Annotated in this window: 21 protein-coding genes; 4 read left to right on the top strand and 17 right to left on the bottom strand. The window is 69.1% G+C overall.

Annotation, left to right across the window (positions count from 1 at the left end; genetic code table 11):
- Positions 1-45: 45 nt before the first annotated feature.
- The 4 genes from dtd to C5E06_RS12075 form a co-directional block, all read right to left on the bottom strand.
- Complete coding sequence (gene dtd, locus C5E06_RS12060) at positions 46-483, bottom strand: D-aminoacyl-tRNA deacylase (RefSeq protein WP_104306985.1); 438 nt, start codon at positions 481-483, stop codon at positions 46-48.
- Positions 480-1,073 carry an aminoacyl-tRNA hydrolase gene (gene pth, locus C5E06_RS12065; RefSeq protein ID WP_104306986.1) on the bottom strand — a complete coding sequence of 198 codons (594 nt, stop codon included), beginning with the start codon at positions 1,071-1,073 and terminating at the stop codon, positions 480-482. The genes dtd and pth overlap by 4 nt, the downstream gene beginning before the upstream one ends.
- A gap of 131 nt (positions 1,074-1,204) precedes the next feature.
- Positions 1,205-1,804, bottom strand: coding sequence for a 50S ribosomal protein L25/general stress protein Ctc (locus tag C5E06_RS12070; RefSeq protein WP_104241659.1), 600 nt, complete (start codon positions 1,802-1,804; stop codon positions 1,205-1,207).
- Positions 1,805-1,979: 175 nt separating this feature from the next.
- Positions 1,980-2,813, bottom strand: a complete 834-nt coding sequence (locus C5E06_RS12075) for a hypothetical protein (protein WP_104241660.1) — start codon at positions 2,811-2,813, stop codon at positions 1,980-1,982.
- Between the two features lie 212 nt (positions 2,814-3,025).
- On the opposite strand from C5E06_RS12075, the gene gndA reads away from it, so the two are divergent.
- Positions 3,026-4,498: an NADP-dependent phosphogluconate dehydrogenase gene (gndA, locus tag C5E06_RS12080; RefSeq protein ID WP_104306987.1), complete on the top strand. Its 1,473-nt coding sequence runs from the start codon at positions 3,026-3,028 to the stop codon at positions 4,496-4,498.
- A 252-nt stretch (positions 4,499-4,750) separates the two neighbouring features.
- On the opposite strand, the gene C5E06_RS12085 is transcribed toward gndA, so the two are convergent.
- The 7 genes from C5E06_RS12085 to C5E06_RS12115 all read right to left on the bottom strand — a co-directional run bounded on the left by C5E06_RS12085 (position 4,751) and on the right by C5E06_RS12115 (position 13,112).
- Positions 4,751-5,605: a formate/nitrite transporter family protein gene (locus tag C5E06_RS12085; protein ID WP_104241662.1), complete on the bottom strand. Its 855-nt coding sequence runs from the start codon at positions 5,603-5,605 to the stop codon at positions 4,751-4,753.
- A gap of 149 nt (positions 5,606-5,754) precedes the next feature.
- Complete coding sequence (locus tag C5E06_RS12090) at positions 5,755-6,468, bottom strand: sirohydrochlorin chelatase (RefSeq protein WP_104307287.1); 714 nt, start codon at positions 6,466-6,468, stop codon at positions 5,755-5,757.
- Positions 6,469-6,495: 27 nt separating this feature from the next.
- Positions 6,496-7,677 (bottom strand): uroporphyrinogen-III synthase, encoded by a 1,182-nt coding sequence (locus C5E06_RS12095; RefSeq protein WP_104306988.1) that lies wholly within the window; start codon positions 7,675-7,677, stop codon positions 6,496-6,498.
- Complete coding sequence (cobA, locus tag C5E06_RS12100; RefSeq protein WP_104306989.1) at positions 7,674-8,909, bottom strand: uroporphyrinogen-III C-methyltransferase; 1,236 nt, start codon at positions 8,907-8,909, stop codon at positions 7,674-7,676. The genes C5E06_RS12095 and cobA overlap by 4 nt, the downstream gene beginning before the upstream one ends.
- Complete coding sequence (gene nirD, locus C5E06_RS12105; RefSeq protein ID WP_104301068.1) at positions 8,906-9,295, bottom strand: nitrite reductase small subunit NirD; 390 nt, start codon at positions 9,293-9,295, stop codon at positions 8,906-8,908. The genes cobA and nirD overlap by 4 nt, the downstream gene beginning before the upstream one ends.
- On the bottom strand, positions 9,292-11,877 hold the full coding sequence (gene nirB, locus C5E06_RS12110; RefSeq protein ID WP_104307288.1) for a nitrite reductase large subunit NirB: 2,586 nt from the start codon (positions 11,875-11,877) through the stop codon (positions 9,292-9,294). The genes nirD and nirB overlap by 4 nt, the downstream gene beginning before the upstream one ends.
- A gap of 290 nt (positions 11,878-12,167) precedes the next feature.
- Complete coding sequence (locus C5E06_RS12115; protein WP_104306990.1) at positions 12,168-13,112, bottom strand: GlxA family transcriptional regulator; 945 nt, start codon at positions 13,110-13,112, stop codon at positions 12,168-12,170.
- 140 nt (positions 13,113-13,252) lie between these two features.
- Between C5E06_RS12115 and C5E06_RS12120 the strand changes: the two genes are divergently transcribed.
- Both C5E06_RS12120 and C5E06_RS12125 read left to right on the top strand, forming a co-directional pair.
- Positions 13,253-13,900 carry an isochorismatase family protein gene (locus tag C5E06_RS12120; RefSeq protein ID WP_104306991.1) on the top strand — a complete coding sequence of 216 codons (648 nt, stop codon included), beginning with the start codon at positions 13,253-13,255 and terminating at the stop codon, positions 13,898-13,900.
- Between the two features lie 4 nt (positions 13,901-13,904).
- Entirely contained in the window at positions 13,905-14,756 is an 852-nt protein-coding gene (locus tag C5E06_RS12125; protein ID WP_181062966.1) for a Cof-type HAD-IIB family hydrolase, read from the top strand.
- A 37-nt stretch (positions 14,757-14,793) separates the two neighbouring features.
- Here the strand turns inward: C5E06_RS12125 and C5E06_RS12130 are convergent, their stop codons facing one another.
- From C5E06_RS12130 to C5E06_RS12150, 5 genes are all read right to left on the bottom strand, one after another.
- Positions 14,794-15,852, bottom strand: a complete 1,059-nt coding sequence (locus C5E06_RS12130) for a magnesium and cobalt transport protein CorA (protein ID WP_104241670.1) — start codon at positions 15,850-15,852, stop codon at positions 14,794-14,796.
- A 149-nt stretch (positions 15,853-16,001) separates the two neighbouring features.
- Positions 16,002-16,943 (bottom strand): alpha/beta hydrolase, encoded by a 942-nt coding sequence (locus tag C5E06_RS12135; RefSeq protein WP_104306993.1) that lies wholly within the window; start codon positions 16,941-16,943, stop codon positions 16,002-16,004.
- Positions 16,944-17,149: 206 nt separating this feature from the next.
- Positions 17,150-17,332, bottom strand: a complete 183-nt coding sequence (locus C5E06_RS12140; protein WP_104241672.1) for a hypothetical protein — start codon at positions 17,330-17,332, stop codon at positions 17,150-17,152.
- Positions 17,333-17,458: 126 nt separating this feature from the next.
- On the bottom strand, positions 17,459-17,956 hold the full coding sequence (locus tag C5E06_RS12145) for an Asp23/Gls24 family envelope stress response protein (RefSeq protein ID WP_104306994.1): 498 nt from the start codon (positions 17,954-17,956) through the stop codon (positions 17,459-17,461).
- A 127-nt stretch (positions 17,957-18,083) separates the two neighbouring features.
- Positions 18,084-19,622, bottom strand: coding sequence for a GMC family oxidoreductase (locus C5E06_RS12150; RefSeq protein ID WP_219820201.1), 1,539 nt, complete (start codon positions 19,620-19,622; stop codon positions 18,084-18,086).
- Positions 19,623-19,990: 368 nt separating this feature from the next.
- Between C5E06_RS12150 and C5E06_RS12155 the strand changes: the two genes are divergently transcribed.
- The gene (locus tag C5E06_RS12155; protein WP_104306996.1) at positions 19,991-21,427 is read left to right on the top strand and encodes a cytosine permease; all 1,437 of its coding nucleotides are present in this window, start codon (positions 19,991-19,993) and stop codon (positions 21,425-21,427) included.
- A 218-nt stretch (positions 21,428-21,645) separates the two neighbouring features.
- Here C5E06_RS12155 and C5E06_RS12160 read toward each other — a convergent pair whose 3' ends face one another.
- Entirely contained in the window at positions 21,646-23,652 is a 2,007-nt protein-coding gene (locus tag C5E06_RS12160; protein WP_104306997.1) for a primary-amine oxidase, read from the bottom strand.
- Positions 23,653-23,661 lie beyond the last annotated feature (9 nt).

Genomic DNA, 23,661 nt, shown 5'->3' on the forward strand with positions numbered 1-23,661 from the left:
GATACTTCCTACAGTCCCCAGGCTCTCTTCTGCGCTGAGAGCGAGCTACGCGAGTTCTGCCGATTCGAGCAGCACGGTGAACGGTCCGTCGTTGACGCTCGCGACCTTCATCATGGCGCCGAACTCACCGGTCTCCACGCGCACTCCACCGGCGCGGAGGTCCGAGACGAAGGCCTCGACCAGCGGCTCGGAATGCTCGCGACCGCTCGCGAGCGACCAGGACGGGCGCCGACCCTTGCGCGCATCCCCGTACAGCGTGAACTGGCTGACGACGAGCAGCGGCGAGCCCGTATCGACGACGGACTTCTCGTCGTTCAGGATGCGCAGCCCGAGCAGCTTGCGGGCGAGCTTGGCCGCATCCGCCGCGGTATCCGCGTGGGTCACGCCGACGAGGACGAGGAGCCCGGCCTCGTCGATGCGGCCGACCGTGCGATCGCCGACCGTGACGCTCGCCTCGGTGACGCGCTGGACGACGAGCTTCACGCGCCAGCTGCCGTGTGCACTCGAAGTTGCGCGGCCTGCATGCCCTCGAGCGCGATGAGCTCGACCGCGTCTGCCGCGTCGCCGACGAGGACGGGGAGCACGTCCCGCTCGCTGCCCGCGAAGTCCTTCAGCACGAAGTCCGCGGCGTCCTGACGTCCGGGCGGGCGCCCGATGCCGACGCGCACACGCAGGTACCCGGGATCCCCCAGCGCCGCGCTGATGTCGCGCAGGCCGTTGTGACCGCCGTGGCCGCCGCCGACCTTGAGCTTCAACGTGTCGAAGGGCAGATCGAGCTCGTCGTGCACGACGACGACGTGGTCGACATCGACCCCGTAGTAGTCGACGAGCTGCGAGACGGGGCCACCCGAGGTGTTCATGTAGCCGTTCGACTTCGCCAGCACGAGCTTCGGGCCGCCGGGAGCCGTGCGCCCCTCCGCCACACGAGCGTTCGCCTTGGTGTGCCGCGAGAAGCTGGCCCCGATGCGCTTCGCGAGCTCATCCACGACGAACTGCCCGACGTTGTGACGGTTCTTCGCGTACTTCTCGCCGGGATTGCCGAGTCCGACGACGAGCCAGGTGTCTGCTGCCATGCTGCAAAGCCTTTCATGGGACGGGACGCGGCGGGCGGCGGCTCGTCCACGGATGATGGGACGCGAAAGGCGGGCAGCCGAAGCCACCCGCCTTCCGACGATACGTCGAGTCAACGACGCCAGACGAGGAACTACTCGGCCGCGGCTGCTTCTTCCTCGGCGTCCTCGTCCTCGTCCTCGCCACGAGGCGTCTGGATCGAGACGAGAGCGACCTCTTCGGCGTCCTCAGCGAGGTCGACGAGAACGGTGCCCTCGGGGAGCTTGAGGTCTTCGCGGTGGATGAGCGTGCCATCCTCGAGGCCCTCGACCGAGACCTCGATGAAGCTCGGGATAGCCGTTGCGTCTGCGGCGACGAGGATCGTCGTCGCGTCCTGGACGGCGATCGTGCCCGGGAAGGGCTCGCCGATGAGGTGCAGCGGCACGTCGACCTCGACGCGCTCGCCCTTGCGGATGACCGCGAGGTCGAGGTGCTCGATGATCTGGCGCACCGGGTCGCGCTGGACGTCGCGGACGAGCGCGAGCTGCGTGTCACCCTCGATGTCGAGCTCGATGAGCGCGTTCGCCTTGCGGATGAGCAGCATCGTCTCGTGACCCGGGAGGGTCAGGTGGCGGGGCTCGGTGCCGTGGCCGTAGAGGACCGCGGGGATCTTGCCGGCAGCACGGATCTTGCGCGCTGCACCCTTGCCGAACGATTCGCGCAGTTCGACACTGAGCTTGTTGGTCTCTGCCATGTTGTCTCCTTGATGGTGGTTCTCGACAGACTGAGGAAGCGTGTGGAGGCCCATTCAAGGACACATCACCGCGTCGATCACGGGCCTTACGGCCCCTCGCCGAAGTTCAGCCCCCCACTTTACGCCATGACGGGCGCCGCGTGGGGCCGTTCCTCGAAACCGCCGGAGCGAGCTGCTAAAAGCCAACCGCCTTGCGCCAGCCGTGGCGCCTGGCGCTGCTGACAGCAGCTCCTGCGCCCAGCATCGCGAACCCGAAGACGACGAGCTCGGCGGCGAGCAGCGAGACCGCCATGCCGGATGCCGGACCCGCGAACAGCTGGAACGTCGAGAGCTCCTCCTGCCAGAGGGGAGCCGCGACGAGCGCGGCCGTGATCTGCGCGTGCAGCAGGAAGCAGCCGAGCCCCGCGAGCACCGAAAGTGCCCCGGAGACGACCGAGCCCGTGCCGGACAGGCGCATCGTGAGGGCCATGAGGAAGAAGCCGACGGCCGCGAGCATCGTGACGAGCATCGTCCACACTGGCGAGACACCCACGCCGTCGCCGAGGAAGCTGCCCGCCGATGACGAGACGCCCGAGACGATGATCAGCACGGGGATGGCGCTGAACGCGACCACGCAGATCACGTAGAGCGGGACGGCGAGGAAGACCGAGCCGATGCGCGCCCACACGTTCGGGCTCGCCGACTCGCGGGCGCGGCCGCTTCGCGCCTCGCTGCCACGCGCATCCGCGAGACCGGACTGCTGACCGGCTCGCGGCGACCGAGCCGCTGCTGCCGGACGACCAGGTGCCGCGGGCGCGGACGCGGGAGCCGGCGGCGGAGCCTGCTGCGGGATGACGCGGGTCGACTCGTCGCTTCCCTCGTACAGGCTGGATGACGACGCCCGAGAGGTGGACGGCGTCGCGCGAGTCCGCGGCATCGCCGTCGTGGGCTGCTCATCGGTGATGGCGTCGCCGTCATCGTCTGGGCGCCCGAAATCATAGGCTCTCGTGCGGGCGTCATGGTCAGCCACTGGAGTGTCTCCTGTCTTGGTGCTCGCGGTCACGCATGCAGCCAGCTATCGTCCTGGCTGTGTGCCGAATCCGGCGCCGTTTCGTCATGTTCTGAAATGGTTGCCTCGCTCGTGCCACAAGTCAGGGTACGACTGCCCGTCGTGCAATACCGTGGAGTGTCCCGTGCATCGCCCTGACGGGAGCTCGCATCCACTTTGAAAGAGACGCATCTATGACCACTGACGCTGCCCCCTCGATCTCCTCGGAAACCGGCTCGTCCCCAAGCGCGAACATCGGCGTCGTCGGCATGGCCGTCATGGGCTCCAACCTCGCACGCAACCTCGCGAGCCGCGAGGGCAACACCGTCGCCGTGTACAACCGCTCGCCCGAGCGCACCCGCACGCTCGTCGCGGAGCACCCCGAGGCCGGGTTCGTGCCCTCCGAGTCGGTCGCCGACTTCGCGGCTTCCCTCCAGAAGCCCCGCACGGCGATCATCATGGTGCAGGCGGGCGCCGGCACCGACGCGGTCATCAACCAGCTCGTCGAGGCGTTCGAGCCTGGCGACATCATCGTGGATGGCGGCAACGCCCTCTTCACCGACACCCGCCGCCGCGAGGCAGCCGTGCGCTCCACGGGCATCCACTTCGTGGGCTGCGGCATCTCCGGCGGCGAAGAGGGCGCCCTCAACGGCCCCTCCCTCATGCCGGGCGGCACCGTCGAGTCGTACGAGACCCTCGGCCCGATCCTGCGCACCATCGCCGCGGTCGCCGAGGGCGAGCCCTGCGTCACCCACGTCGGCACCGACGGCGCCGGCCACTTCGTGAAGATGATCCACAACGGCATCGAGTACGCCGACATGCAGCTCATCGCAGAGGCCTACGACCTCATCCGCCGCGGCACCGGAAAGTCCCCCGCCGAGATCGCCGAGATCTTCGCCGAGTGGAACAAGGGCGAGCTCGAGTCGTACCTCATCGAGATCACCGCAGAGGTGCTCCGCCAGGTCGACGCCGACACGCAGCTCCCGCTCGTGGACGTCATCCTCGACGCCGCCGGGGCCAAGGGCACCGGCGCCTGGACGGTGCAGACCGCGCTCGACCTCGGCGTGCCCGTCTCCGGCATCGCCGAAGCCGTGTTCGCCCGCTCCGTGTCCTCCAAGCTCGAGCAGCGCGCCGCATCCCGCACCCTCCCCGGCCCCGACGGCTTCCAGGTCGAAGACGCCGACGGCTTCGTCGAGGACGTGCGCCTCGCGCTCTACGCGTCGAAGATCATCGCCTACTCGCAGGGCTTCGACGCCATCATCGCCGGCGCAGAGCAGTACGGCTGGGACATCAAGAAGGGCGACATCGCCGCGATCTGGCGTGCAGGCTGCATCATCCGCGCCCGCTTCCTGAACCGCATCACCGAGGCCTACGCCGAGAACCCCGAGCTCGTCGCCCTCGTCACCGCACCGTTCTTCCGCGAGGCCGTCGACACCGCGCAGGCAGCATGGCGCCGCGTCGTCGTCCAGGCAGCGCAGGCCGGCATCCCCGCCCCCGCGTTCTCCTCGTCACTGTCCTACTACGACGGACTGCGCGCCGAGCGCCTCCCCGCCGCCCTCATCCAGGGGCAGCGCGACTTCTTCGGCGCCCACACCTACAAGCGCGTCGACCGCGACGGCGTCTTCCACACCGACTGGTCCGGCGACCGCTCCGAGCACAACGCGTAGCGAGCTCGGCGAGCCGCGGAAGCAACGCGCGAGGCCCCGGTCTTCAGGCAACCGCCTGAGGGCCGGGGCCTCTCGCGTGCGCGGAGAGGCGCGGAGCTCCCCCGCTGGGCGGTGGCGGTGGCGGTGGCGGTGGGCTGAGAACAGCGCAGAAACCCGAGAAGAGTCAGCCAGAAGCAGGCTCCCGAACAAGGGAGGATGCATCTGGCTGACTCTTCCACCCGGGTGAGCGGGTCAGCCGGGTGAGCGGGCAGCTCAGACCGCGGCGGGGGCCTTCGCCTCGGTCGCAGCGAGCTTGGCGGCCACCGCTCGAGGCGTACCGGTTCGTCCGTAGGTGAAGTACAGCGGCAGGCCGACGAAGAGCAGTCCGCCGACGAGGTTGCCGACGACCGTGGGGATCTCGTTCCAGATGAGGTAGTCCAGGAGCGTGAAGTCGGCGCCGAGGAGCAGGCCAGACGGGAACAGGAACATGTTCACGATGGAATGCTCGAAGCCCATGAAGAAGAACAGCATGATGGGCATCCACATGGCGATGACCTTGCCGGAGACGCTCTTGGAGATCATGGCGAGTGCAACTCCGGTCGCGACCATGGCGTTGCAGAGCACCGCACGGACGAACAGCGTGAGCATCCCGGAGGCACCGTGCTCGGCGTAGCCGACGGTTCGGCCTTCGCCGATGTGGCCGATGGCCTCGCCCACCGCGTTCGGGGGTGTCGCGAAGCCGTTCGTGACGACGATGGCCATGAGCACGGCGATCGTGAAGGCGCCGATGAAGTTGCCGACGAACACGAGGCCCCAGTTGCGGAGCACGCCCCGGAGGGTGACACCGGGCCGCTTGTCGAGCCAGGCGAGCGGGCCGAGCACGAAGACTCCCGTGAGGAGGTCGTAGCCGAGCAGGTACAGCATGATGAAGCCGACGGGGAAGAGCAGGGCGCCGAGGAGCGGGACGCCGGTCGTCACGCTGACGGTGACGGCGAAGGCCGCGGCGATGGTGAGGAAGGCGCCGCCCATCGTGGAGCGGATGATGGTGTCGCGGGTCGAGAGGAAGATCTTGCTCTCGCCGGCATCGATCATGGTGGTGACGAGGTCGTTCGGCTTGACGTAGGACACAGGTTCCCTTTCGCTCTGGCGGTGCTCTGTGGCCGTGTTCGGCCCGGTGTCCACACGCTATTCGCGTGCAGTTTCGGCCCCGTGGCTCGTGCGGTGCGTTCTGGTTTCCATTCCCTCTCGCCTCCGTCCGCGCGCTGTGAGAAGCGCCGTCAGACGAGCGCCGCCGTGGTGACGACGGCGTCGAACCGCTCGAGGATGATCTCCGCGATGCGGTCGTCCACGCCGAGGGGCGCCGCCACGATGTCGGCTCCCGCCTCCGACACCCGGTCGTGGAAAAAGCCAGGGGTGAGGAGGTAGCTGGCGATGCTGACGCTCGCGCCGGGTCGCTGGCGCCTGGCGATATCGACGGCGGCGGGCACGCGCGGGTCGAGGGCCGCGCCGTAGCCGAGGAGCGCATCCGCACCGCCGATGCCGTTGAACTGCTCGCGCAGCTCGTGGAAGCGGGGCACGGCGGCGGCGGCCGTGGAGCCCGCGACGGCAATGACGACTCCGTCTTCGGCACTGCCGCCGGCTTCGAGGAGACGCTCCCAGAGCAGCTGCGAGAGGCGCGCGTCGGGCCCGAGCGGGGCGGCCACGGAGGTGCCGGGGCGTGCGGCGACGGCTTCGGCGATGTCGACCTGCGTGTGGAATCCGACCGTGAGCAGCACGGGCACGACTACGACGTCGGCGTCCTCCGGGAGCCCCGCGAGCACCTCGACGAGGCTCGGCTGCTGGACGTCGACGAACGCTTCGACGACCTGCACGTCGGGCCGCAGCTGCTGGGCGCGCCGCAGCAGCTCACGGATGACGGCCTGCCCGTCGGTGTTGTCCGTCCCGTGGGATGCACCCACGAGGATCGTGGGACGCGGGGGCTGCTCGTTCATCTCCGTGCTCACTCTCTTGGCCTGGGATCAGCTCGTGCGGATGCGCAGTCGGTAGCCGCGCTTCACGACGGTCTGCACGATCGCTCGGTCGCCGAAGGATTCGCGGAGGCGGGCGACGGCGACGTCGGCCGCATGGGTGGTCGTCGGGCTGCCCGGCAGCCTGGCGAGGATCTGCTCCCTCGTGACGACACCGCCCGGGTTGCCCGCGAGGAGGCGCAGGACGCGCAGGGCACCCGGCGAGAGCTCGATGACGTCGTCGCCGATGACGGCGCAGCTGGAGCGGAGGAAGAGGCGTCCCGCTTCGGTCTCGATGCCTTCGGCAGCGCGCTGCGCGTAGTGCTCGATGAGCTCGCGGATGAGCGCGCCGAGCCGTCCGCGCTTCGGGACGACGGGTTCGATGCCGACCGAGCGGAGCGGGGCGGCAGTGATGGGGCCGACGGCGACGGTCACGAGCGACCCATCGCGGCAGCGCTGACGGATCCGGTCGAGCGCGCCGCCGCTCTTCTCGGCGTCGTCCGCGTCCGCGTCGCTGGAGAACGACTCGAGCCAGGCGGAGACGCCCGGCGCCGACGTGAACACGATCGCGTCGACCTCGCCGTCCGCCGCTTTGAAGGCCCACCGCGAGAGCAGCGCCGGGTCGGCGGGTGGCCCCCACCGGTACACGATGAGGCTCTCGACGTCGGCCCCCGCGGCGAGGAACTCCTCGTCGAGTCCGTCGGCTCCCGAGCCGTGGTGCTGCAGGGCGATGCGCGCGCCCTCGACGCCTTCTGCGAGCAGGAACTGGGCGAGCTCGGCGGAGGTCTCCGACTCGGCCACCCAGTCGGCGTTGAGCCCGGCCGCTTGGATCGCCCCGCGTGCCTTCGGCCCCCTCGCGACGATGCGCGCGTGGGAGAGCACCGCGACGAGGTCCTCCGCGAGCCCGTGCGCATCCGCTGCGTCGATCCACCCTCGGAAGCCGACGCCGGTGGTGGCGACGACGATGTCCGGAGGGTTCGCGATGACGCGCTTCGTCACGTCGAGCAGGTCGGCGTCGTCTTCGACGGCGGTCATGGTGAGCGAGGGCGAGTGGCGGATGATCGCCCCGCGTCGTTCGAGGGCGGTCGCGAGCTCACCGGAGCGGCGGTCGCTCGTCACGACGACGACGACGCCTGCCAGGTGCTGTTCCTGGGGAGGGCGGGTGCGTGCACCGCTCGCTGGTGGGAGGCTCATGCTGACAGTGCGTCCTGTTCTTGGAGCGAACGAGCGGCCTGCAGGAGGCCGAACTGGGCGACTTCGCCGATGACGATGATGGCGGGGTTGGCGACGCCGACGCTGCGCGCTGTGGCGTCGATCGTGCGGAGGCTGCCGCGCGTGACGCGCTGGCGGGGCGTGTGTCCGTTCTCGACGATGGCGACGGGCATGTCGTCTCGGACTCCGGCGTCGACGAGCTCGTCGCAGATGCGGCCGAGGGCGGAGACTCCCATGAGCACCACGAGGGTGCACGTGTCGCCCTTCACCGATCTGAGGAGTTCGGCTCCGAGTCGCTGGTGGCCGGTCACGACCTGGAATGAGTTGGCGACGCCGCGGTGCGTGACCGGGATGCCCGCGGCGGCCGGGACGGAGATGGCGCTGCTGATGCCGGGGACGACCTCGACGTCGATGCCCGCTTCGTTGCAGGCGAGCACCTCCTCGCCACCCCGTCCGTAGACGAAGGGGTCTCCGCCTTTGAGGCGCACGACGACGAGCCCCTGCTCGGCCTTCTCGACGAGGATGCGGTTGATCTCGTCCTGCGGCACGGGGTGGTGCTTGGGCTGCTTGCCCACGTCGATGATCTCGACGTCGGCGGGCAGCTCGGCGAGCACCGAGCGCGGCCCGAGGCGGTCGGTGACGACGACGTCGGCCTCCGCGAGGGCGCGGCGGCCGCGGAGCGTCAAGAGGTCGGCGTCGCCGGGTCCCCCGCCGACGAGCACGACCCGCCCTGTGCCTGCACGGTGGCGGCGCAGGTCGATGTCCCCGGCGCGCAGGTTCTCGGCGAGCTGGTCGCAGATGAGGCGGCTGCGGCGCGGGTCGGCGCCCTGCTTCGAGACGACACCGATCTCGACGGCCCCGGCGTCGGAGGTGGCGGGAGTCTTGGCGCTCCCGGCGGATGCGTCGCTCGCGTTCACGCACCAGACGCGTCGCTCGTTGGCCCATTCGGCGACGAGCAGGTCTGTGGTCTGGTCGCCGGTGGCGGTGTGGACGAACCAGGCACCGTCGAGGTGGTCTGCGCGGACGGGCTCGGCGAGCCAGGTGACGAGTCCGTCGGCGACGAGCCCGCCGATCGTGCCGCCGAGTTCGGGGGCGACGATCGTGACAGATGCGCCGGCCGTGACGAACTTCTGGGCGCGTCTCGCGGAGACGGTACCCGCGCCGACGATGACGACGTCGCGGCCGGTGAAGTCGAGTGCCATGAGCGTGCTCATCGTGTGCCTCCGAGGTCGACGAGCACGGTGCCGTGCTCGATGCGCACGGGGTAGGTGAGGAGGGTGCGCTCCTCTTTGCCGACGCTGTCGAGGCATTCGCCCGTGGCGAGGTCGAAGACCTGCTTGAACATGGGCGAGGCGACGGTGAGCCGTCCGCCGCGAGTGCCGACGAGGCCACGGCTCATGACCTGCGAGCCGGAGTACGGGTCGGATTGCTGCACGGCGAACACCGACTCGTCGCCGAGGCGGAAGAGCGCGATCTGCGTTCCGTCGAGGATGGCGGCGACCCCACGTTCCGGGTGGAGGGCGCTCAGTGGGCAGACGGCGACCCACTGCGTCTGCGCGGCCGCGGCGTCGACCGTCTGCGTGTCGATGGCGATGCTCATCGTCGGACCTCCAAGGTCGTTCCTGCGATGACCGTGCCGGCGCTGCGGTCGGTGTCGTTTGCCGGGCGGAGCTGCCCTCGCTCTGGCACGTAGCCGAGCGAGGGGTCCGGTGTGGTGGGGGCGTTGACGAAGGAGACGAACCGCTCCATGACCTCGGGGTCGTTGAGCGCCTCCTGCCATTCGTCCTTGTAGTTGTCGACGTGGTTCGCGACCATGGCGTCGAGGTCCGCCGCGATGCCGAGGCTGTCCTCGAGGACGACGGCGCGGAGGGTGTCGATGCCGCCGTCGAGGTCCTCGATCCAGCGGGCCGTGCGCTGCATCCGGTCGGCGGTGCGGATGTAGTAGCCGATGAAGCGGTCGATGGCGGTGATGAGCTGCTCGTCGTCGAGGTCCTCGACGAGCAGCTCCGCGTGGCGTGGCGTGAAGCCGCCGTTGCCGCCGACGTACAGGTTCCAGCCCTTCTCCGTGGCGATGACACCCACGTCCTTCGCGCGCGCCTCGGCGCATTCGCGCGCGCAACCCGAGACGCCGAACTTCAGCTTGTGCGGCGAGCGGAGGCCGCGGAAGCGCAGTTCGAGGAAGATGGCCATGGCCACCGAGTCCTGCACGCCGTACCGGCACCAGGTGGAGCCGACGCACGACTTCACGTTGCGCAGCGCCTTGCCGTACGCCTGCCCTGACTCGAACCCGGCGTCGATGAGCTTCTTCCAGATCTCGGGCAGCTGCTCGATTCGAGCGCCGAAGAGGTCGATGCGCTGGCCGCCGGTGATCTTCGTGTAGAGGCCGTACTCCTTGGCGACGGCGCCGATCGCGATGAGCCCGTCCGGGGTGACCTCGCCGCCGGGGATGCGTGGGACGACCGAGTAGGTGCCGTCCTTCTGCATGTTCGCCATGACGTGGTCGTTGGTGTCCTGCAGGGCTGCCTGCTCGCCCTTGAGGATGTGCCCGTTGCCGAGGGACGCGAGGATCGAGGCGACGACCGGGCGGCAGATGTCGCAGCCTCGGCCCCCGTTGCCGTGCCGCTCGATGATGCCCGTGAAGGTGTGGAGGCCAGTGACGCGGACGGCATCGAAGAGCCCGGCGCGGGACATCGCGAAGTGCTCGCAGAGCGCGTTGCTTACCTCGACGCCGGTCTTCGCGAGCTCCGTGGAGAAGATCTTCTTCACGAGCGGCACGCAGGAGCCGCACGCGGTGCCCGCGTTGGTGCAGGCCTTGACGCCCGCGAGGTCGGTGCAGGCGTGGTCGGTGACGGCGCCGCGCACCGCGCCGACCGAGACGTTGTTGCAGGAGCAGACGGTGGCGTCGTCGGGCAGGTCGCCGCCGACCTCCGGCATGCCGTCGGCCGGCAGCAGGTACGCGGCCGGGTCGGTGCCGAGCTCGCGCCCGACCATCGGGCGCAGGGAGGTGTAGGCGGAGGCGTCGCCGACGAGCATGCCGCCGAGCAGCACCTTCCCGTCGTCGGACATGACGAGCTTCTTGTAGACGCCGCCAACCGGGTCGGCGTAGGTGACCTCGAGCGCGCCGGGCGACTCGGCGAAGGCGTCGCCGAAGCTCGCCACGTCGACGCCCGTCAGCTTGAGCTTCGTCGAGAGGTCGACTCCGGGGAAGGTCGCCGCTCCCCCGGTGAGGCGGTTCGCGACGACCTCGGCCATGGAGTATCCGGGGGCGACGAGCCCGAAGCACTCGCCGTCGATGGAGGCGACCTCGCCGATCGCGAAGATGTTGGCGACGGATGCTCGGCAGGCGTCGTCGACCTCGATGCCACCGCGAACGCCGAGCGCGAGCCCGGCGTCACGCGCGAGCTCGTCACGGGGCCGGATGCCGACGGCGAAGACGACGAGGTCGGCGAGCTCGGGTTCGCCGTTCGGGAAGTCGAGTCCCGCCGCGCGGCCCTCGGTGTCGAGGACGACGGCGCTGGCTCGTGAACCGGTGCGCACATCCACGCCGAGATGCTCGATGAGGAGACGGAGGGCCTCGCCGCCACCCGCGTCGAGCTGGGCGGACATGAGGTGGCCGGACGATTGGACGACGGTGCACTCGGCGCCGAGGGCGACCATGGCTCCTGCGGCCTCGAGGCCGAGGAGTCCCCCACCGACGACCGCGCCGCGGACGGTGCGGCCGAGTCGCTGTGACAACTCCGCAACCTCCGCCTTCAGCGCGACCACGTCGTGGACCGTGCGGTACACGTGCACGCCTGGCGCATCCACTCCCGCGATCGGGGGCTTCGCGGCGGCGGACCCGGTGGCGATGACGAGCTCGTCGTAGTGCTCGGTCGCGCCGAGGGAGGTGACGAGGGTGCGGGTCTCCGGTTGGATGCTCGTCACGGTCTCGGAGGTGCGGAGCGTCACGTTGGGGTGCGACCACATGAGCGGCCTGCCCAGCTCGAGGGCGGCTGGGGCGACGCCCGAGAAGGTGCTCGTGAGCTGCACCCGGTCGTAGGGTCGCCACGGCTCGTCGCCGATGACGGTGATCGCCCAGACCCCATCGGAGTCCTGCGATCGCAGCGACTCGATGAATCGGTGCGCGACCATGCCAGCGCCGATCACCACGACGTGGCGAGAGCGGGGCGCGGGGGCTGGCATGTCGTGAGCGTAGGTCTGCGATGTTTCGTCACCGTGCGGCGATTGTTTCGGGGTCATCACAGCTCGTCTCGGTGTGCTCGAGTGGGTGCGCGCATCGTGGCTCCTCCGTTGATGAACGGCGACGGGTGGTCGCTGACATGTCAGAGCGTAGAAACCGCATGTTTCACGAGGTGCGTGCTGCTGTTTCCCCGAGGCAACTTCCTTGGCACGTGCGCTCGCGGAGGGTGTGAGAAGTGAGAAACGGGAAACCGCGCTGGCGGTGCTGCTGGCATCGGCGGCGCTGTTGGGCTTCAGCGCGCGTCGAAGCGGCGCCGGTAGCTCGACGGGGTGCTGCCGAACGCGGTCGCGAAGTTCTGGCGGAACGTGACCGGGCTCCCGAAGCCGCAGAGGGCGGCGATCTGGTCGATGGCGCGGTCGCTCGTCTCGAGCAGGCGGCGGGCTTCGTCGAGGCGACGCGACCTCACCCAAGCTGCGGGGGTCGCCCCCGTCGATTCCCGAAAGGCGCGCACGAACGACCGCTGGCTCAGATGGGCGACGGTGGCGAGGCGGTCGACGCTGAGGTCATCCGCAAGGTGCTCGAGCACAAACGCGCACGTCGCAGCGATCGCTCCCCCTGAGGCCTCTGGCGGGACCGGGCGTTCGATGTACTGGGCTTGGTCGCCCTCGCGGTGGGGTGCCACGACCAGGTGACGGGCGACTCGGTTCGCGACCTCGGACCCCAGTCTGGTTCGCACGATATGAAGGCAGGCATCGATGCCGGATGCGGTCCCCGCAGAGGTCATGACGTCGCCGTGGTCGAGGTACAGGGCGGCCGGTTGGACGTCGATGTCGGGGTGGCGCCCTGCGAGCTCTGCCGTGCTCGTCCAGTGGGTGACGGCACTGCGGCCGGCGAGGAGGCCCGCGTCGGCGAGGGCGTTCGCGCCGAGGCAGAGGCCGACGATGGGGATGCCGAGGTCGTGCTGGTCCCGCAGCATCCGGGTGAGGCCCGCTGCCGGGGGAACTCCGTCCTCGATCCAGGACGGGATGACGACGATGTCGGCGTCTGCGGCACTGCTGAGTCCTCGGATGCCGCCGATCGTGTACCCCTCGGCGGTTCGGATGGACCCTGGCTCGTCGGAGAAGAGGAACGTCTCCCAGGGCGCGGCGCCGCTGCGCGCGACCTCGTCGAAGACGAGGTGGGGCACCGAGAGGTGGAAGATCGTCGCGCCATTGAACGCGTACACGGCAATTCTCATGTCCCTGCTTTCTTTGGCGTGTTTCCATCGTAGAGAGGTTTTTCTGCCAATAGCCTCCCTCGCAGCGAAGGCAGATGATGGATGCGGGCGACGCGCCGCCGCTCCAACCCACACCCCGCACCCCAATAGGAGCGCAGATCATGACCTCCCCTCGCAGAGCACTTGTCCTCGTCGACGTCCAGCTGCAGTACTTCTCCGGGCCCCTCGAGATCCATCACCCGCCCCACGCTGATTCGCTTCCTCGCATCACGGCGACGATCGACGCCGCGGAGGCGGCGGGCATTCCGATCGCCGTCGTCCAGCACTCGTCCGGAGATCAGGCTCCCGTGTTCAACCCGACGATGCCGGAGTTCGCGCTGCACCCCGACGTCGAGGCACGACGGCGGCCCGAATGGAAGGCGATCACGAAGCGCTTCAGCTCGGTCTTCGCCGAGACCCAGCTGCTCGCCTGGCTGCGGGCGGCCGACGTCGACACGGTGACGTTCGTCGGCTACATGACCAACAACTGCATCATCGCGTCTGCTGTGGCTGCTGAGGAACTCGGCATCGATGTTGAGGTGCTCTCCGACGCGACCGGCGCGATCAACCTCGCGAACAGCGCCGGTTTCGCGTCGGCGAAGACCGTGCACTCCACCCTGATGGCGCTCCTGCAGTCCAATCTCGCGGCGGTCGCGGCGAGCGGGGACTGGGCGGCGGCCGTCGAGGCGGGCCAGCCACTCCCGAAGGACAACCTGCCGACCTCGGCCGTGGCCGGTGTCGCGCGCTCGGCCCGTCAGGCTGGACAATAGTCAGGTGACGATCAGCACCACTTCTCGGCGGGCCGTGTTCCTCGACATCGACGGAACACTGACGGACGGGCTCGGCAACGTGCCACCCTCAGCGGCGGCGGCCATCCACGCGGCCCAGTCCAGGGGTCACCTCGTCTTCCTCGCGACCGGCCGGAGCCCGCTCGAGATCGACCCCCGAGTGGAGGAGATCGGCTTCGACGGCATGGTCGCGGGCGCGGGCGCCTACGTGCAGCACGCGGGCACCTGGCTCGTGGACCTGCACCTGGACGAGGCGGACGCCCGCTCGCTGGCCGCGGAGCTGGACGATCTCGGCATCGACTACAGCCTGCAGGGGCGACACGGGATGCACACGACCGAGGGGCACCGTTCGCGCATGCGGCGCCTGCTCACGGGGTTCGGCTACACGGACATCGAGAACTCGGGCCTGCGGCACCACGTCGTCGACTCCGGCCCGATGAAGTTCGACCAGACCGCCAAGGTCGTGTTCAGCAGCGACGACGAGGCCTCCTTCGATCGAGTGCAGGCCCGACTCGGGAGCGCGTACGCGATCGTCGGCGGCACCATGCCGGGCCTCGGCAACGGCGGGGGCGAGATCTCGATGCGCGGCGTCCACAAGGCGGCGGCGATCGAGGCCCTGCTCCCCGTGCTCGGCCTCGGCATGGAGGACACGATCGCCGTCGGAGACAGCGGCAACGACCTCGAGATGCTGGTCGCGTGCGGCGTTGGCGTCGCGATGGGCAACGGGACCGCCGAGGCCAAGGCTGCCGCCGACCTCGTCACCGGGGCGGTGGACGAGGACGGACTCCACGCGGCGTTCGTGCGTCTCGGCCTCATCGAGGCGCACGCAGGCCGGTGAGCTCACCGGCGGTCGGCGACACCTCGTCGGACACGGCCTAGAGCCACTTCTTCCATTTGAAGACCGACCAGAGGACGACGCCGAGCGCTAGCATCCCGAAGAGCGCGAGCGGGTACCCCCATTCGGCCTCGAGCTCCGGCATGTTCGTGAAGTTCATGCCGTAGACCGTGCCGACGAGGCTCGGGGCGAAGAGGATCGCCGCCCAGCTGGTGATCTTCTTGATCTCCTCGTTCTGGGCGATGCTCTGCTCGGAGAGCTTCTTCGTCTCCTCGCTCTGCGCGAGGCTAGCCTCCGAGAGTTCCCGCATGGCCTCGTTCTGCTGCTGCGTGACCAACGTGCTGTGCACGGTCAGGGCGTTCTCCAACAGCACTCGGAAGGAGTCGGCGCGCTCCGCGATGCGCAGCGAATGGTCGAGGACGTCTCGGTAGCGGGCGCGGAGCTCCTCGCTGGTGTTGTACTTCTCGGCGCCCCGCAGGAGCGCTTCGAGGATGGTTCGCAGCGGACTCGTCGCCCGCTGGAAGTTGATGACCTCGCCGAGGAGCTCGTAGATGCGGCGCGTGACGCGTTCGTCGCCCGCGAAGAGCTGATCCTCGATCTCGTCGATGTCGTTCTCGAGGCCGGCGGTCACGGGGGCGTATCCGTCGACGACCTGGTCGAGCACCGAGTAGAGGACAGCCTCGGGGCCGAGGCTCAGGAGGGCGGGACTCTGCTCCATCCGGTGCCGGACGTCTCCCAGCTCCGGGCGTGCCGCGTGCCTGACCGTGACGACGAACTCGGGGCCGACGAACAGGTGGATCTCGCCGAAGTGCACCGTCTCGGTGGCATCGACGTACCAGGCGGGTCGGAGCACCACGAAGAGGGTGCTGCCGTAGCGTTCGATCTTCGGTCGCTGGTGCCCGACCCGTGCATCCTCGACGGCGAGCGGATGCAGATCGAACTCCTTGGCGACCGCGTCGAGCTCCTCGTTGCTCGGCTGGAAGAGGCCGATCCAGGCCATGCCAGCGTGCTCGCGCAGCTTCTCGAACGTCTCATCGAGCGTCACCGGGGTGAAGCAGCGACGCCCCTTCACGTAGATCCCATTGTCGATCAAGGCCATGGCTGCCCTCCTAGCACGTCGGATGTCGGTGGGGCTTCCACGGCAGCTGAGCGATCAGCCGCGGACCATGGTGCCGCCCCGCCGACTGACACTACTTCCTCGCACGTCGACAACCAGCCGCCGATGCATCCACCGGCAAGCGAGAACCCTCAGAGGGAACGCGCCAGCTGCCACTCCCGGAAGTCCTGCGCGATCTCGGCGGCGTGCGTGTGGTGGAGGTAGTGCTCCCCATCCACGGGCATGACCGTGCCGTCGCTGACCTCGGCGGCCTGCCGCTCGTGGAGGCCCATCCAGTCGCCGTTGTTCGCGTTGTCGGCCTCCACGAAGAGGAGGAGCGGCAGCTGCTCCGGGAAGCTCGTGCCGAGCGCGTTCCCGAAGTTGCTCCCGAAGTGGTCCATCTCGTCGAGGTAGGTCGGGCTGAGCGAGTTCCGGTTGCTGATGAGCGTGATCTGCTCGCGAGCTTCATCGGTGTAGACGGGCTCGTCGTAGCCGACTCCCCCGATGGCGGTGATGAGTCGCATGAGGCCGAGGTTCCTGACCGCTGCGAAGAGGCCCGTCGGGAACTCCTCGTCCATGCCCGGCTGACCGGGGACGCTGGTGTCGATCCCCACGAACGCCGTCACCTCGTCGGGGTAGCGCTCGGCGAACTCGAGCCCGTAGATGCCGGCGATGGAGTGGCCCATGAGGATGTAGCGATCGACGCCGAGCTCCTGCAGCGCCGCGTGCACCTCCGCGACGACGTTCTCCGTCGTGCGCTCTCGATCCGTGCCATCGCTGAGCCCGTAGCCGAACGGCTCGACGACGATGACGCGGTGATCCCGCGCCAGGTCGTCGACCAGGGGCTGGAAGTCGAGGACCGGGGACGCCGTGCCGGAGCCGGGGAGCAGCACGATCGTGTCGGCGGCGTCGCCCGCGACGAGGACGTTCATCTGGCGACCGTCGACGTCGACCTTCTGCCCGTACTGCTCGATCCGGCCGCTCTCGATCCCAGACGCCACCGCGTGCACGACCGTCGTCGAAACCAACGCGAGCGCAACCACCGTGCATACCGCCGCAACCCCGAGCAGTGCCCTCTTCACGAACTTCTTCACTCACGCCTCTCCTGCGGCGCACCACGCGCCGACCAGATGAGTCTTCCGCTCGGACTGGCCGAGCACATCGGCCGAAGGCCTGAGTTCTGGCCTTCAGCCGATGGCGTCCTCAGGCGTGGACCGACCGAGCGGCGACCGCGACGGCCTCTGCGACGGCGGCCGGGCTCGGCCACGGGAACGGGCGGGCTTTATGCACGGACGCAGGATCAGCGTCGACGGCCGCGGCTGCTCGAGCTCCGCTTCGAGCGGGCACCGTGCTTGGACTTGCCGGACTTCTTGGACTTCGCGGTGTGCTTGGCGCGGGCGTCCGCCTGCTGCTGGCGCTTCTTCTTGGCGCTGCGCTTCTTGACGACGATTCCGAGCACGAAGGTGACGATTCGCAGGAACATGGGTGACTCGCTTTCGGGGTGTGTTAACTGGCGCGGCCTGGCCGCCGATCGGCGGCCAGGCCGGCTGAGGTGATGGGTTCCGAGGCCAGGCACCCGCTTGGAGGCGCGCTGGCTTCGTGCTGCTGACTACTGGACGCGCGCTTCTGCGGGCTCTTCCTGGTTGTCGTCGCTCGGCAGGTGCACGTCGTTGATGGTGACGTTCACCTCGGTGACCTCGAGGCCGACGATCGACTCGACGGCGCGGATCACGTCGGCGCGGACGCCGTCTGCGACATCCTGCAGCGAGACCGGGTACTCGGCGACGATCGTGATGTCGACGGCGACCTGCTTCTCGCCGACCTCGACGCTCACGCCCTGGCTCTGGTCGCTCGCGTTGAGCGCGTTGCGGATGGCGCCGATCGCGCGGGCCGCACCGCCACCGAGGTCGTAGACCCCACGGGCTTCGCGGGCGGCGATGCCGGCGACACGGGCGACGACGCTGTCCACGACGGTCGTCGTGCCGTGGGTGGAGGCGAGCTCAGTGCCCGCGTGGCCGGACGTCACGACGCTCTTCGAGGCCGAGTCCGTCTTCGGCGCTGCCACGGTGCTGGGGGTGGCGGAAGCGTTGGGGGTGACGTTCGTCATGGGATGCTCTCCTTGGTTTCGAGCCCTGGTGCCGGTGCACCGCTGTGGGGCGTTACAAGGGAGACGTGGTCCACCGCCATTGCGTCACAAAGTTCTCGAGCCTCTCGGCGAACACTCAGGGAAAAGCTCAGCGCGCCCCGGCGTCCTCGCGGATGAAGTCGACGGCGCGCTCCGCAACCGTCATGACCGTGCCGACCGGGTTCAGCGCCGGGATCGTGGGGAAGACCGACGCGTCGGCGATGCGCAGGCCCTCGATGCCGTGCACGCGCAGCCTCGAGTCGACCACCGCGAGCGCATCCCCCGCCGCGCCCATCCGTGCCGTGCAGGACACGTGGTAGACGGTCTGGTGCGTCGCGCGGAGCACTTCGGAGAGCTCCTCGTCGGACACGACGTCGGGGCCGGGGAACACCTCCCGCACGAGGTGCGAGGCGAACGGCTCCTGCTGGGCGACTCGGCGCGCGAGCTTGGCACCCTCGACGAGCATGGTCTCGTCGCGGCCGTCCGCATCGGTGAAGTACCCGTAGTCGATGGACGGGGCCACGTCGGGCGACGGGGACGTAATCCACACGCGTCCGCGACTGCGCGGCTTCGCGACGTTCGGCGCGAGCGACACGTTGTTGGCCGGGATGTCCGCGCCGAACCGCTCGGCGTGCACCGTCCAGGAGTGGAGCGGGATGTGCGTCGAGATGTCGGGAACTGCGCTCTCGGGGTCGACGCGCACGACGTAGCCGGCATCCCAGCCCGTCGCGCACACCTCGGAGCGCTCGCCGCTCGCCTCCCAGACGACGAGGCCCTCCGCGTGATCCTGGAGGTTCTCGCCGACCCCGGCCAGGTCGAGGATGGGCTCAACGCCGGCAGCTCGCAGCACCTCGGCTGGGCCGATTCCGGATCGCTGCAGGAGCGCCGGGGTGTCGATGGCACCGCAGCTCAGGACGACCTCGCGCCGCGCCGTGATCTGGTGCGCTTCGCCGCGCTCGGGCCGCACGAGGACGCCCGTGACACGGCCGCCCTCGATGGTCAGTCGCTCGACGATGGAGCTCAGCACGACCGTCAGGTTCGGCCGGTCGAGGTTGTCGTGGAGGTAGGCGCGCGAGCTCGAGGCTCGGTCGTTGTTCTCCGGGTAGTAGCCGATCTCGAAGAAGCCAGCGCCCTCGACGAACTCCTCGGCATTCCACTGGCGTCGCTGCGGCAGGTCGAGCGCCGCGGCGGCGGAGGTCACCGCATCCTGGATGTACGGATTGCGGTCAGCATCCGCGACCGGAACCATCGGCGCAGCGATCCGGTCGAAGGCCCGGCTCACCTCCTCGTAGCCCCACCCCTCGACTCCCGCCGCCGCCCACTCCTCGAGGTCGCCGCGCAGGGGACGCCAGCTGATCATGGTGTTCGCGGTCGAGCAGCCTCCGAGGATGCGCAGCCTGGCCTGACGGATGAACGAGTTGCCGCGGGCCTGCGGCACGCTGCGGTAGTCGAGGTCGTATTCGCCCTCGAGCATCTCGGCCCAGCGACGGATGCTGCCGGCTCGCGGCTCGTCGACGTCGCTGGGCCCAGCCTCGATGAGCGCGACGGTGACGCTCGGGTCCTCGCTCAAGCGCGACGCGACGATGCTCCCCGCTGTTCCGCCGCCGACGACGACGTAGTCGAACAGCTGCTGGACTTCTGCGTTCACGTGCGACTCCGCTCGGTTGATGCCGGTCTGCGACTCGGGCTCGCTCCCAGCATCCGAGCTTCGACCGTGGCGACGCAAATACGAAAGCCTGAAGACGTGCATCGCTTTCCGTGATGCAAAGTCGCCTCAACATTCCTGAAACGAATGGGAAACGTCGGGGCTCCATCCTGGGCCCCCAGTGGATGCCGCGCGATGAACGCCGCGATCCGCCACCGCGGCGCATCTCGCGAAGCGATGCGGCTGATCGCCAATCGCTATCCACCGAGGGCCGCCGCGCGGCTAGGTTCGAAGCACGCAACCGCACTCCTTCCGCCAGATCTGAGGCCAGGACTGCGACGCGGCAACGACGCCGACCCCTGGAGTTCGCCATGCCCGAAACACCCGCAACATCCGTGGTCCAATTCGAGACCAGACACATCCTTCCCATCCCCGAGAACGAGCGGACCGGATCCGTCTGGTCGCTCTTCGCGATCTGGGTCGGCATCAACATGCTGCCCCTCACCGTCGTCACCGGGGCACTCGCCAGCGGCGGATTCGGCCTCTCGATCGGCTGGAGCATCGTCGCCATCCTGACGGGCAACCTCATCGGCGCGTTCGGCGCGGCCCTCCACGCCTCCCAGGGCCCGCACCTCGGGATCCCGCAGATGCTCCAGGCCCGTGCGCAGTTCGGCTACCTGGGCGGCAGCCTCCTGGCGGCCATCGCGCTGCTCATGTTCCTCGGCTTCTTCGCGAGCATCCTCGTGGTCGCGAAGGACAGCCTCGTCGCCGTCTTCCCCTGGCTCCCCGGCTCGCTGACCATCCCCGTGCTGGCCGTCGTCGGCATCGTCATCGCGATCGTCGGCTACGACCTGCTGCAGAAGATCATGAAGGTGCTCTCGACCCTCATCGCGGTCGCCGTCATCGTCGCGATGGTCGGGCTGCTCATGAACCCGGCGGTCACCTCGCAGCGCGCCGAGGCCGGCTTCACGACGGAGGGCTTCTTCGGGATGCTCGCCATCGGCATCGTCTGGCAGCTCGCCTACGCTCCCTACGTCTCCGACTACTCCCGGTACCTCCCCAAGAAGACGGGCCCCGCGGCTGCCTTCTGGGCGACCTACCTCGGGCTCGTCCTGAGCAGCGTGTTCGTCATGGTCCTCGGCGTGCTGCTCGGCGCCGCCAACCCGGAGAACCCGCTCGGTGCGCTCGCCGAGCTGCTCGGTCCCGTCGGCATCGTCGTGCTGCTGATCTTCGGCCTGACCGCCGCCGTCATCAACGCCGCCGAGCTGTACTCGGGTGTGATGTGCGCGCTCACCGCGGCGCAATCGAGCTTCAGCCGCATCACGATCACGAGCCGCACCCGCGTGACGGCGACGATCATCTGCGGCGTCATCGCCACGCTGGGCGCGATGGCCGGCGACTCCGACTTCATGGTCGTCTTCCAGGGGTTCGTCGCGCTGCTGCTCTACGTGCTCATCCCCTGGTCCGCCATCAACCTCGTCGACTACTTCATCGTCCGAAAGGGCGAGTACGCCGTCGATGAGCTCTTCCAGCGCGACGGCGGACGCTACGGTCGCTGGAACGCCGTCGGCCTCGGCACCTACGCGCTCGGCCTTCTCGCGCAGGCACCGTTCATGATCTCCGCGTTCTACACGGGCCCGCTCGCGGCTCCCCTCGGGAACGTGGATGTCGCGTGGATCGTCGGCTTCGTCGTCAGCGCGGTCGCCTACCTGGTGCTCGTCAAGGTGACGAAGCGGGACGATGGCGACCTCGTGAGCGCGCCCGTCGCGGTGGACTCCACCGCTCCAGGGGCCGTCGCCAAGGGCTAGCCCCGCACGGAGAAGGGCATCGGGCCCGGAGCGAGTGCACTCGCTCCGGGCCCTATTCTCGGTGTCCGCGCCGCTTCTCGGTGTCAGCGCCGCTTCTCGGCGTCCGCCCCGACCCTCGGCGTCGGCCCCGGCTCTCGGCGTCGGCCCCGGCTCTCGGCCCACACGCGAAGGTGCGCCGCGCGGATCTCCGCGCGGCGCACCTTCGAGTCGTTCCTGGCCTACTCGGCGGGCATGCGACCGTACCTGCGCTCCGCACTGTGCGAGCAGCAGGAGCCAGCCCCTCGTGTCGCCCAGTCGGGCACATCCAGCGCCGGGTTGCGGTCGAAGAAGCCGTACGGCTTCAGCTGGAGGCGGTAGATGTCGACGGGCATGATCGGGAAGTCCTCCGGGCGCGGCAGGTGCGTTGGACCGAAGGAGTGCCAGACGACGATGTCTCCACCGACGACGGACTCGGCATCGTCGACATACGCGGGAAGCCCCGCGCCGCCCGCGTGCTGGTTCGGGTACTTGCCGGCCGGCCACCGCTCGTCCTCGTGGTACTTCGTGACCCACGTGTTGTGGGCGGCGAAGGTCGCTCGCTGGTAGACGCTCGACTCGGGGTCGGCGAGCAGCGTCGGCCACCCTTCGCCGAGCAGCTCGTACTCGGTCGACTTGCCGATCGCGTTGCGGCGCGCGTTCGACCCGATGTGCCAGGTCCGTCGCACCGAGCGGTCATCGTCGAAGCCGCCCTCGGTCTCGATCCGCTCGCGAGCCCACGTGAAGGCGTTGCCGTAGGGGTTCTGCTCCCCCATCGGGATGCGTCGCACCTCCGACCTGTCGACGTAGTTGTCCGGTCCGTCGACTTCCATGTCGAGCCGCGCGCAGAAGATGTGCTGGTGCACCGGCGCGAACAGCCCCGGCGCGATCTCCAGCCGGTGCGCCTCGGACGCCCCTGGCACTCCCGAGCCGTTGAACACGAGCCCGGTCGCCTTCGCCTCGACCTCGATGGTGCCGTCGAGGTACAGGTGCCAGTAGAAGCCGTAGTCGTAATTGCCGACCGTGGCGATGTAGGAGATGACGAGGCGCCGCTGCCGACGCACATCCGTTCCGTAGCCGAACTCGGTGTGCTTGTAGAGGATCGACGCGTCCTCCTCGTGCATGCAGATCGCCTGGGGCACGCGCATGGCGTGTCCGTGGTCGTCGTGGCTCATGCCGTCGAAGTAGTGGATGACGCCGAGGCAGTCGCAGCCGAGCGCAAGCGAGTTGGCGCTCTTGCCGAGGTAGTACTCGCCGGCGTCGAAGTAGCTGATCCAGTACCGGTTCCGGGAGGTGTCGCCGTAGGGCACGATCATCTCGGGAACGGAGCCGCGGTACATGATCGGTCGGCGCTCCTCGCCGTCGAGGAAGCTGAGCTGGTTGAGGACGAGCCCTTCCCGCGCGTTGAAGCCGACGCGGAACTGCCACCCCTCCCAGTCGACGAGGGAGCCGTCGACGGCGAAGCTCGGGCCTTCCGGCTGCGTGATCTCGATGGGCTTGAGCGTGGATCGCGCAGGCCCCACGTGCTCGTCGTCGTAGCGCCCTGAGGTCGCCGCGGTGACGACGTCGCCCTCGTCGAAGACGCTCACGACCTTCCCGGTCGTGAGGTCGATCGTCACGAGCAGGCCCTCGACGGGGTGCGCCCAGGCGACGTCGTCCGGGTGGTCGCGAAGGAAGGTGAGGGAGCGGATCATCCTTCGCCCGATCTCGTCCTCGTAGCCGAAGTAGCCGGGGGCCAGCGGCGAGCAGAACGCGTCTTCGATGCGATCCTCGAGGCCGCGGCGGCGCATCGCGGCCTGCCATTCCTCGCTCGACTTGGCGATCTCCATCGCACGGTCGTACTCCTCGAAGAGGTAGGCGGGCTGCCCGTAGGGGAACTCCCCGCTTGCCACCACGTCACGGGATGAGATGACGCCGGCGTCCAGGTCGACGACGTATTCGGTGGAGACGCCCGTGTCCGTCTCGAGCACGACGTACTCGACGCGGCGGCGCAGCGGGCCGCCCTCGGTGAAGCCGCGGACGAACTCCTTGTCCGGCTCGACGGGCATGACGCTCGGGAACCGGCTCTGCTCGGTGAGGAGCCCTTCGGCCTCGAGGATGGAACGGCCGCGCTCGATCTCGGTGGCGGTGAGCGGGTCGAGCGGATGCCGGACCTCGTCGAGGTGCGACACCCGCTGACCCGTGGTGTGCAGGGGTTCTGTTGTGGTCATGAGCGCCTC

It is taken from the genome of Pseudoclavibacter sp. RFBI5, assembly GCF_002931395.1.
Classification (GTDB): Bacteria; Actinomycetota; Actinomycetes; order Actinomycetales; family Microbacteriaceae; genus Pseudoclavibacter.

Excerpts from the sequence above, each read along its gene's own strand:
- C5E06_RS12095 (WP_104306988.1), bottom strand. The coding sequence starts at position 7,677 with ATGAGCCTCCCACCAGCGAGCGGTGCACGCACCCGCCCTCCCCAGGAA.
- pth (WP_104306986.1), bottom strand. The coding sequence starts at position 1,073 with ATGGCAGCAGACACCTGGCTCGTCGTCGGACTCGGCAATCCCGGCGAG.
- nirD (WP_104301068.1), bottom strand. The coding sequence starts at position 9,295 with ATGAGCATCGCCATCGACACGCAGACGGTCGACGCCGCGGCCGCGCAG.
- C5E06_RS12140 (WP_104241672.1), bottom strand. The coding sequence starts at position 17,332 with ATGTTCCTGCGAATCGTCACCTTCGTGCTCGGAATCGTCGTCAAGAAG.
- nirB (WP_104307288.1), bottom strand. The coding sequence starts at position 11,877 with ATGCCAGCCCCCGCGCCCCGCTCTCGCCACGTCGTGGTGATCGGCGCT.
- C5E06_RS12115 (WP_104306990.1), bottom strand. The coding sequence starts at position 13,112 with ATGAGAATTGCCGTGTACGCGTTCAATGGCGCGACGATCTTCCACCTC.
- C5E06_RS12090 (WP_104307287.1), bottom strand. The coding sequence starts at position 6,468 with ATGAACGAGCAGCCCCCGCGTCCCACGATCCTCGTGGGTGCATCCCAC.
- C5E06_RS12155 (WP_104306996.1), top strand. The coding sequence starts at position 19,991 with ATGCCCGAAACACCCGCAACATCCGTGGTCCAATTCGAGACCAGACAC.
- C5E06_RS12070 (WP_104241659.1), bottom strand. The coding sequence starts at position 1,804 with ATGGCAGAGACCAACAAGCTCAGTGTCGAACTGCGCGAATCGTTCGGC.
- C5E06_RS12160 (WP_104306997.1), bottom strand. The coding sequence starts at position 23,652 with ATGACCACAACAGAACCCCTGCACACCACGGGTCAGCGGGTGTCGCAC.
- C5E06_RS12120 (WP_104306991.1), top strand. The coding sequence starts at position 13,253 with ATGACCTCCCCTCGCAGAGCACTTGTCCTCGTCGACGTCCAGCTGCAG.
- cobA (WP_104306989.1), bottom strand. The coding sequence starts at position 8,909 with ATGAGCACGCTCATGGCACTCGACTTCACCGGCCGCGACGTCGTCATC.
- C5E06_RS12145 (WP_104306994.1), bottom strand. The coding sequence starts at position 17,956 with ATGACGAACGTCACCCCCAACGCTTCCGCCACCCCCAGCACCGTGGCA.
- C5E06_RS12130 (WP_104241670.1), bottom strand. The coding sequence starts at position 15,852 with ATGGCCTTGATCGACAATGGGATCTACGTGAAGGGGCGTCGCTGCTTC.
- gndA (WP_104306987.1), top strand. The coding sequence starts at position 3,026 with ATGACCACTGACGCTGCCCCCTCGATCTCCTCGGAAACCGGCTCGTCC.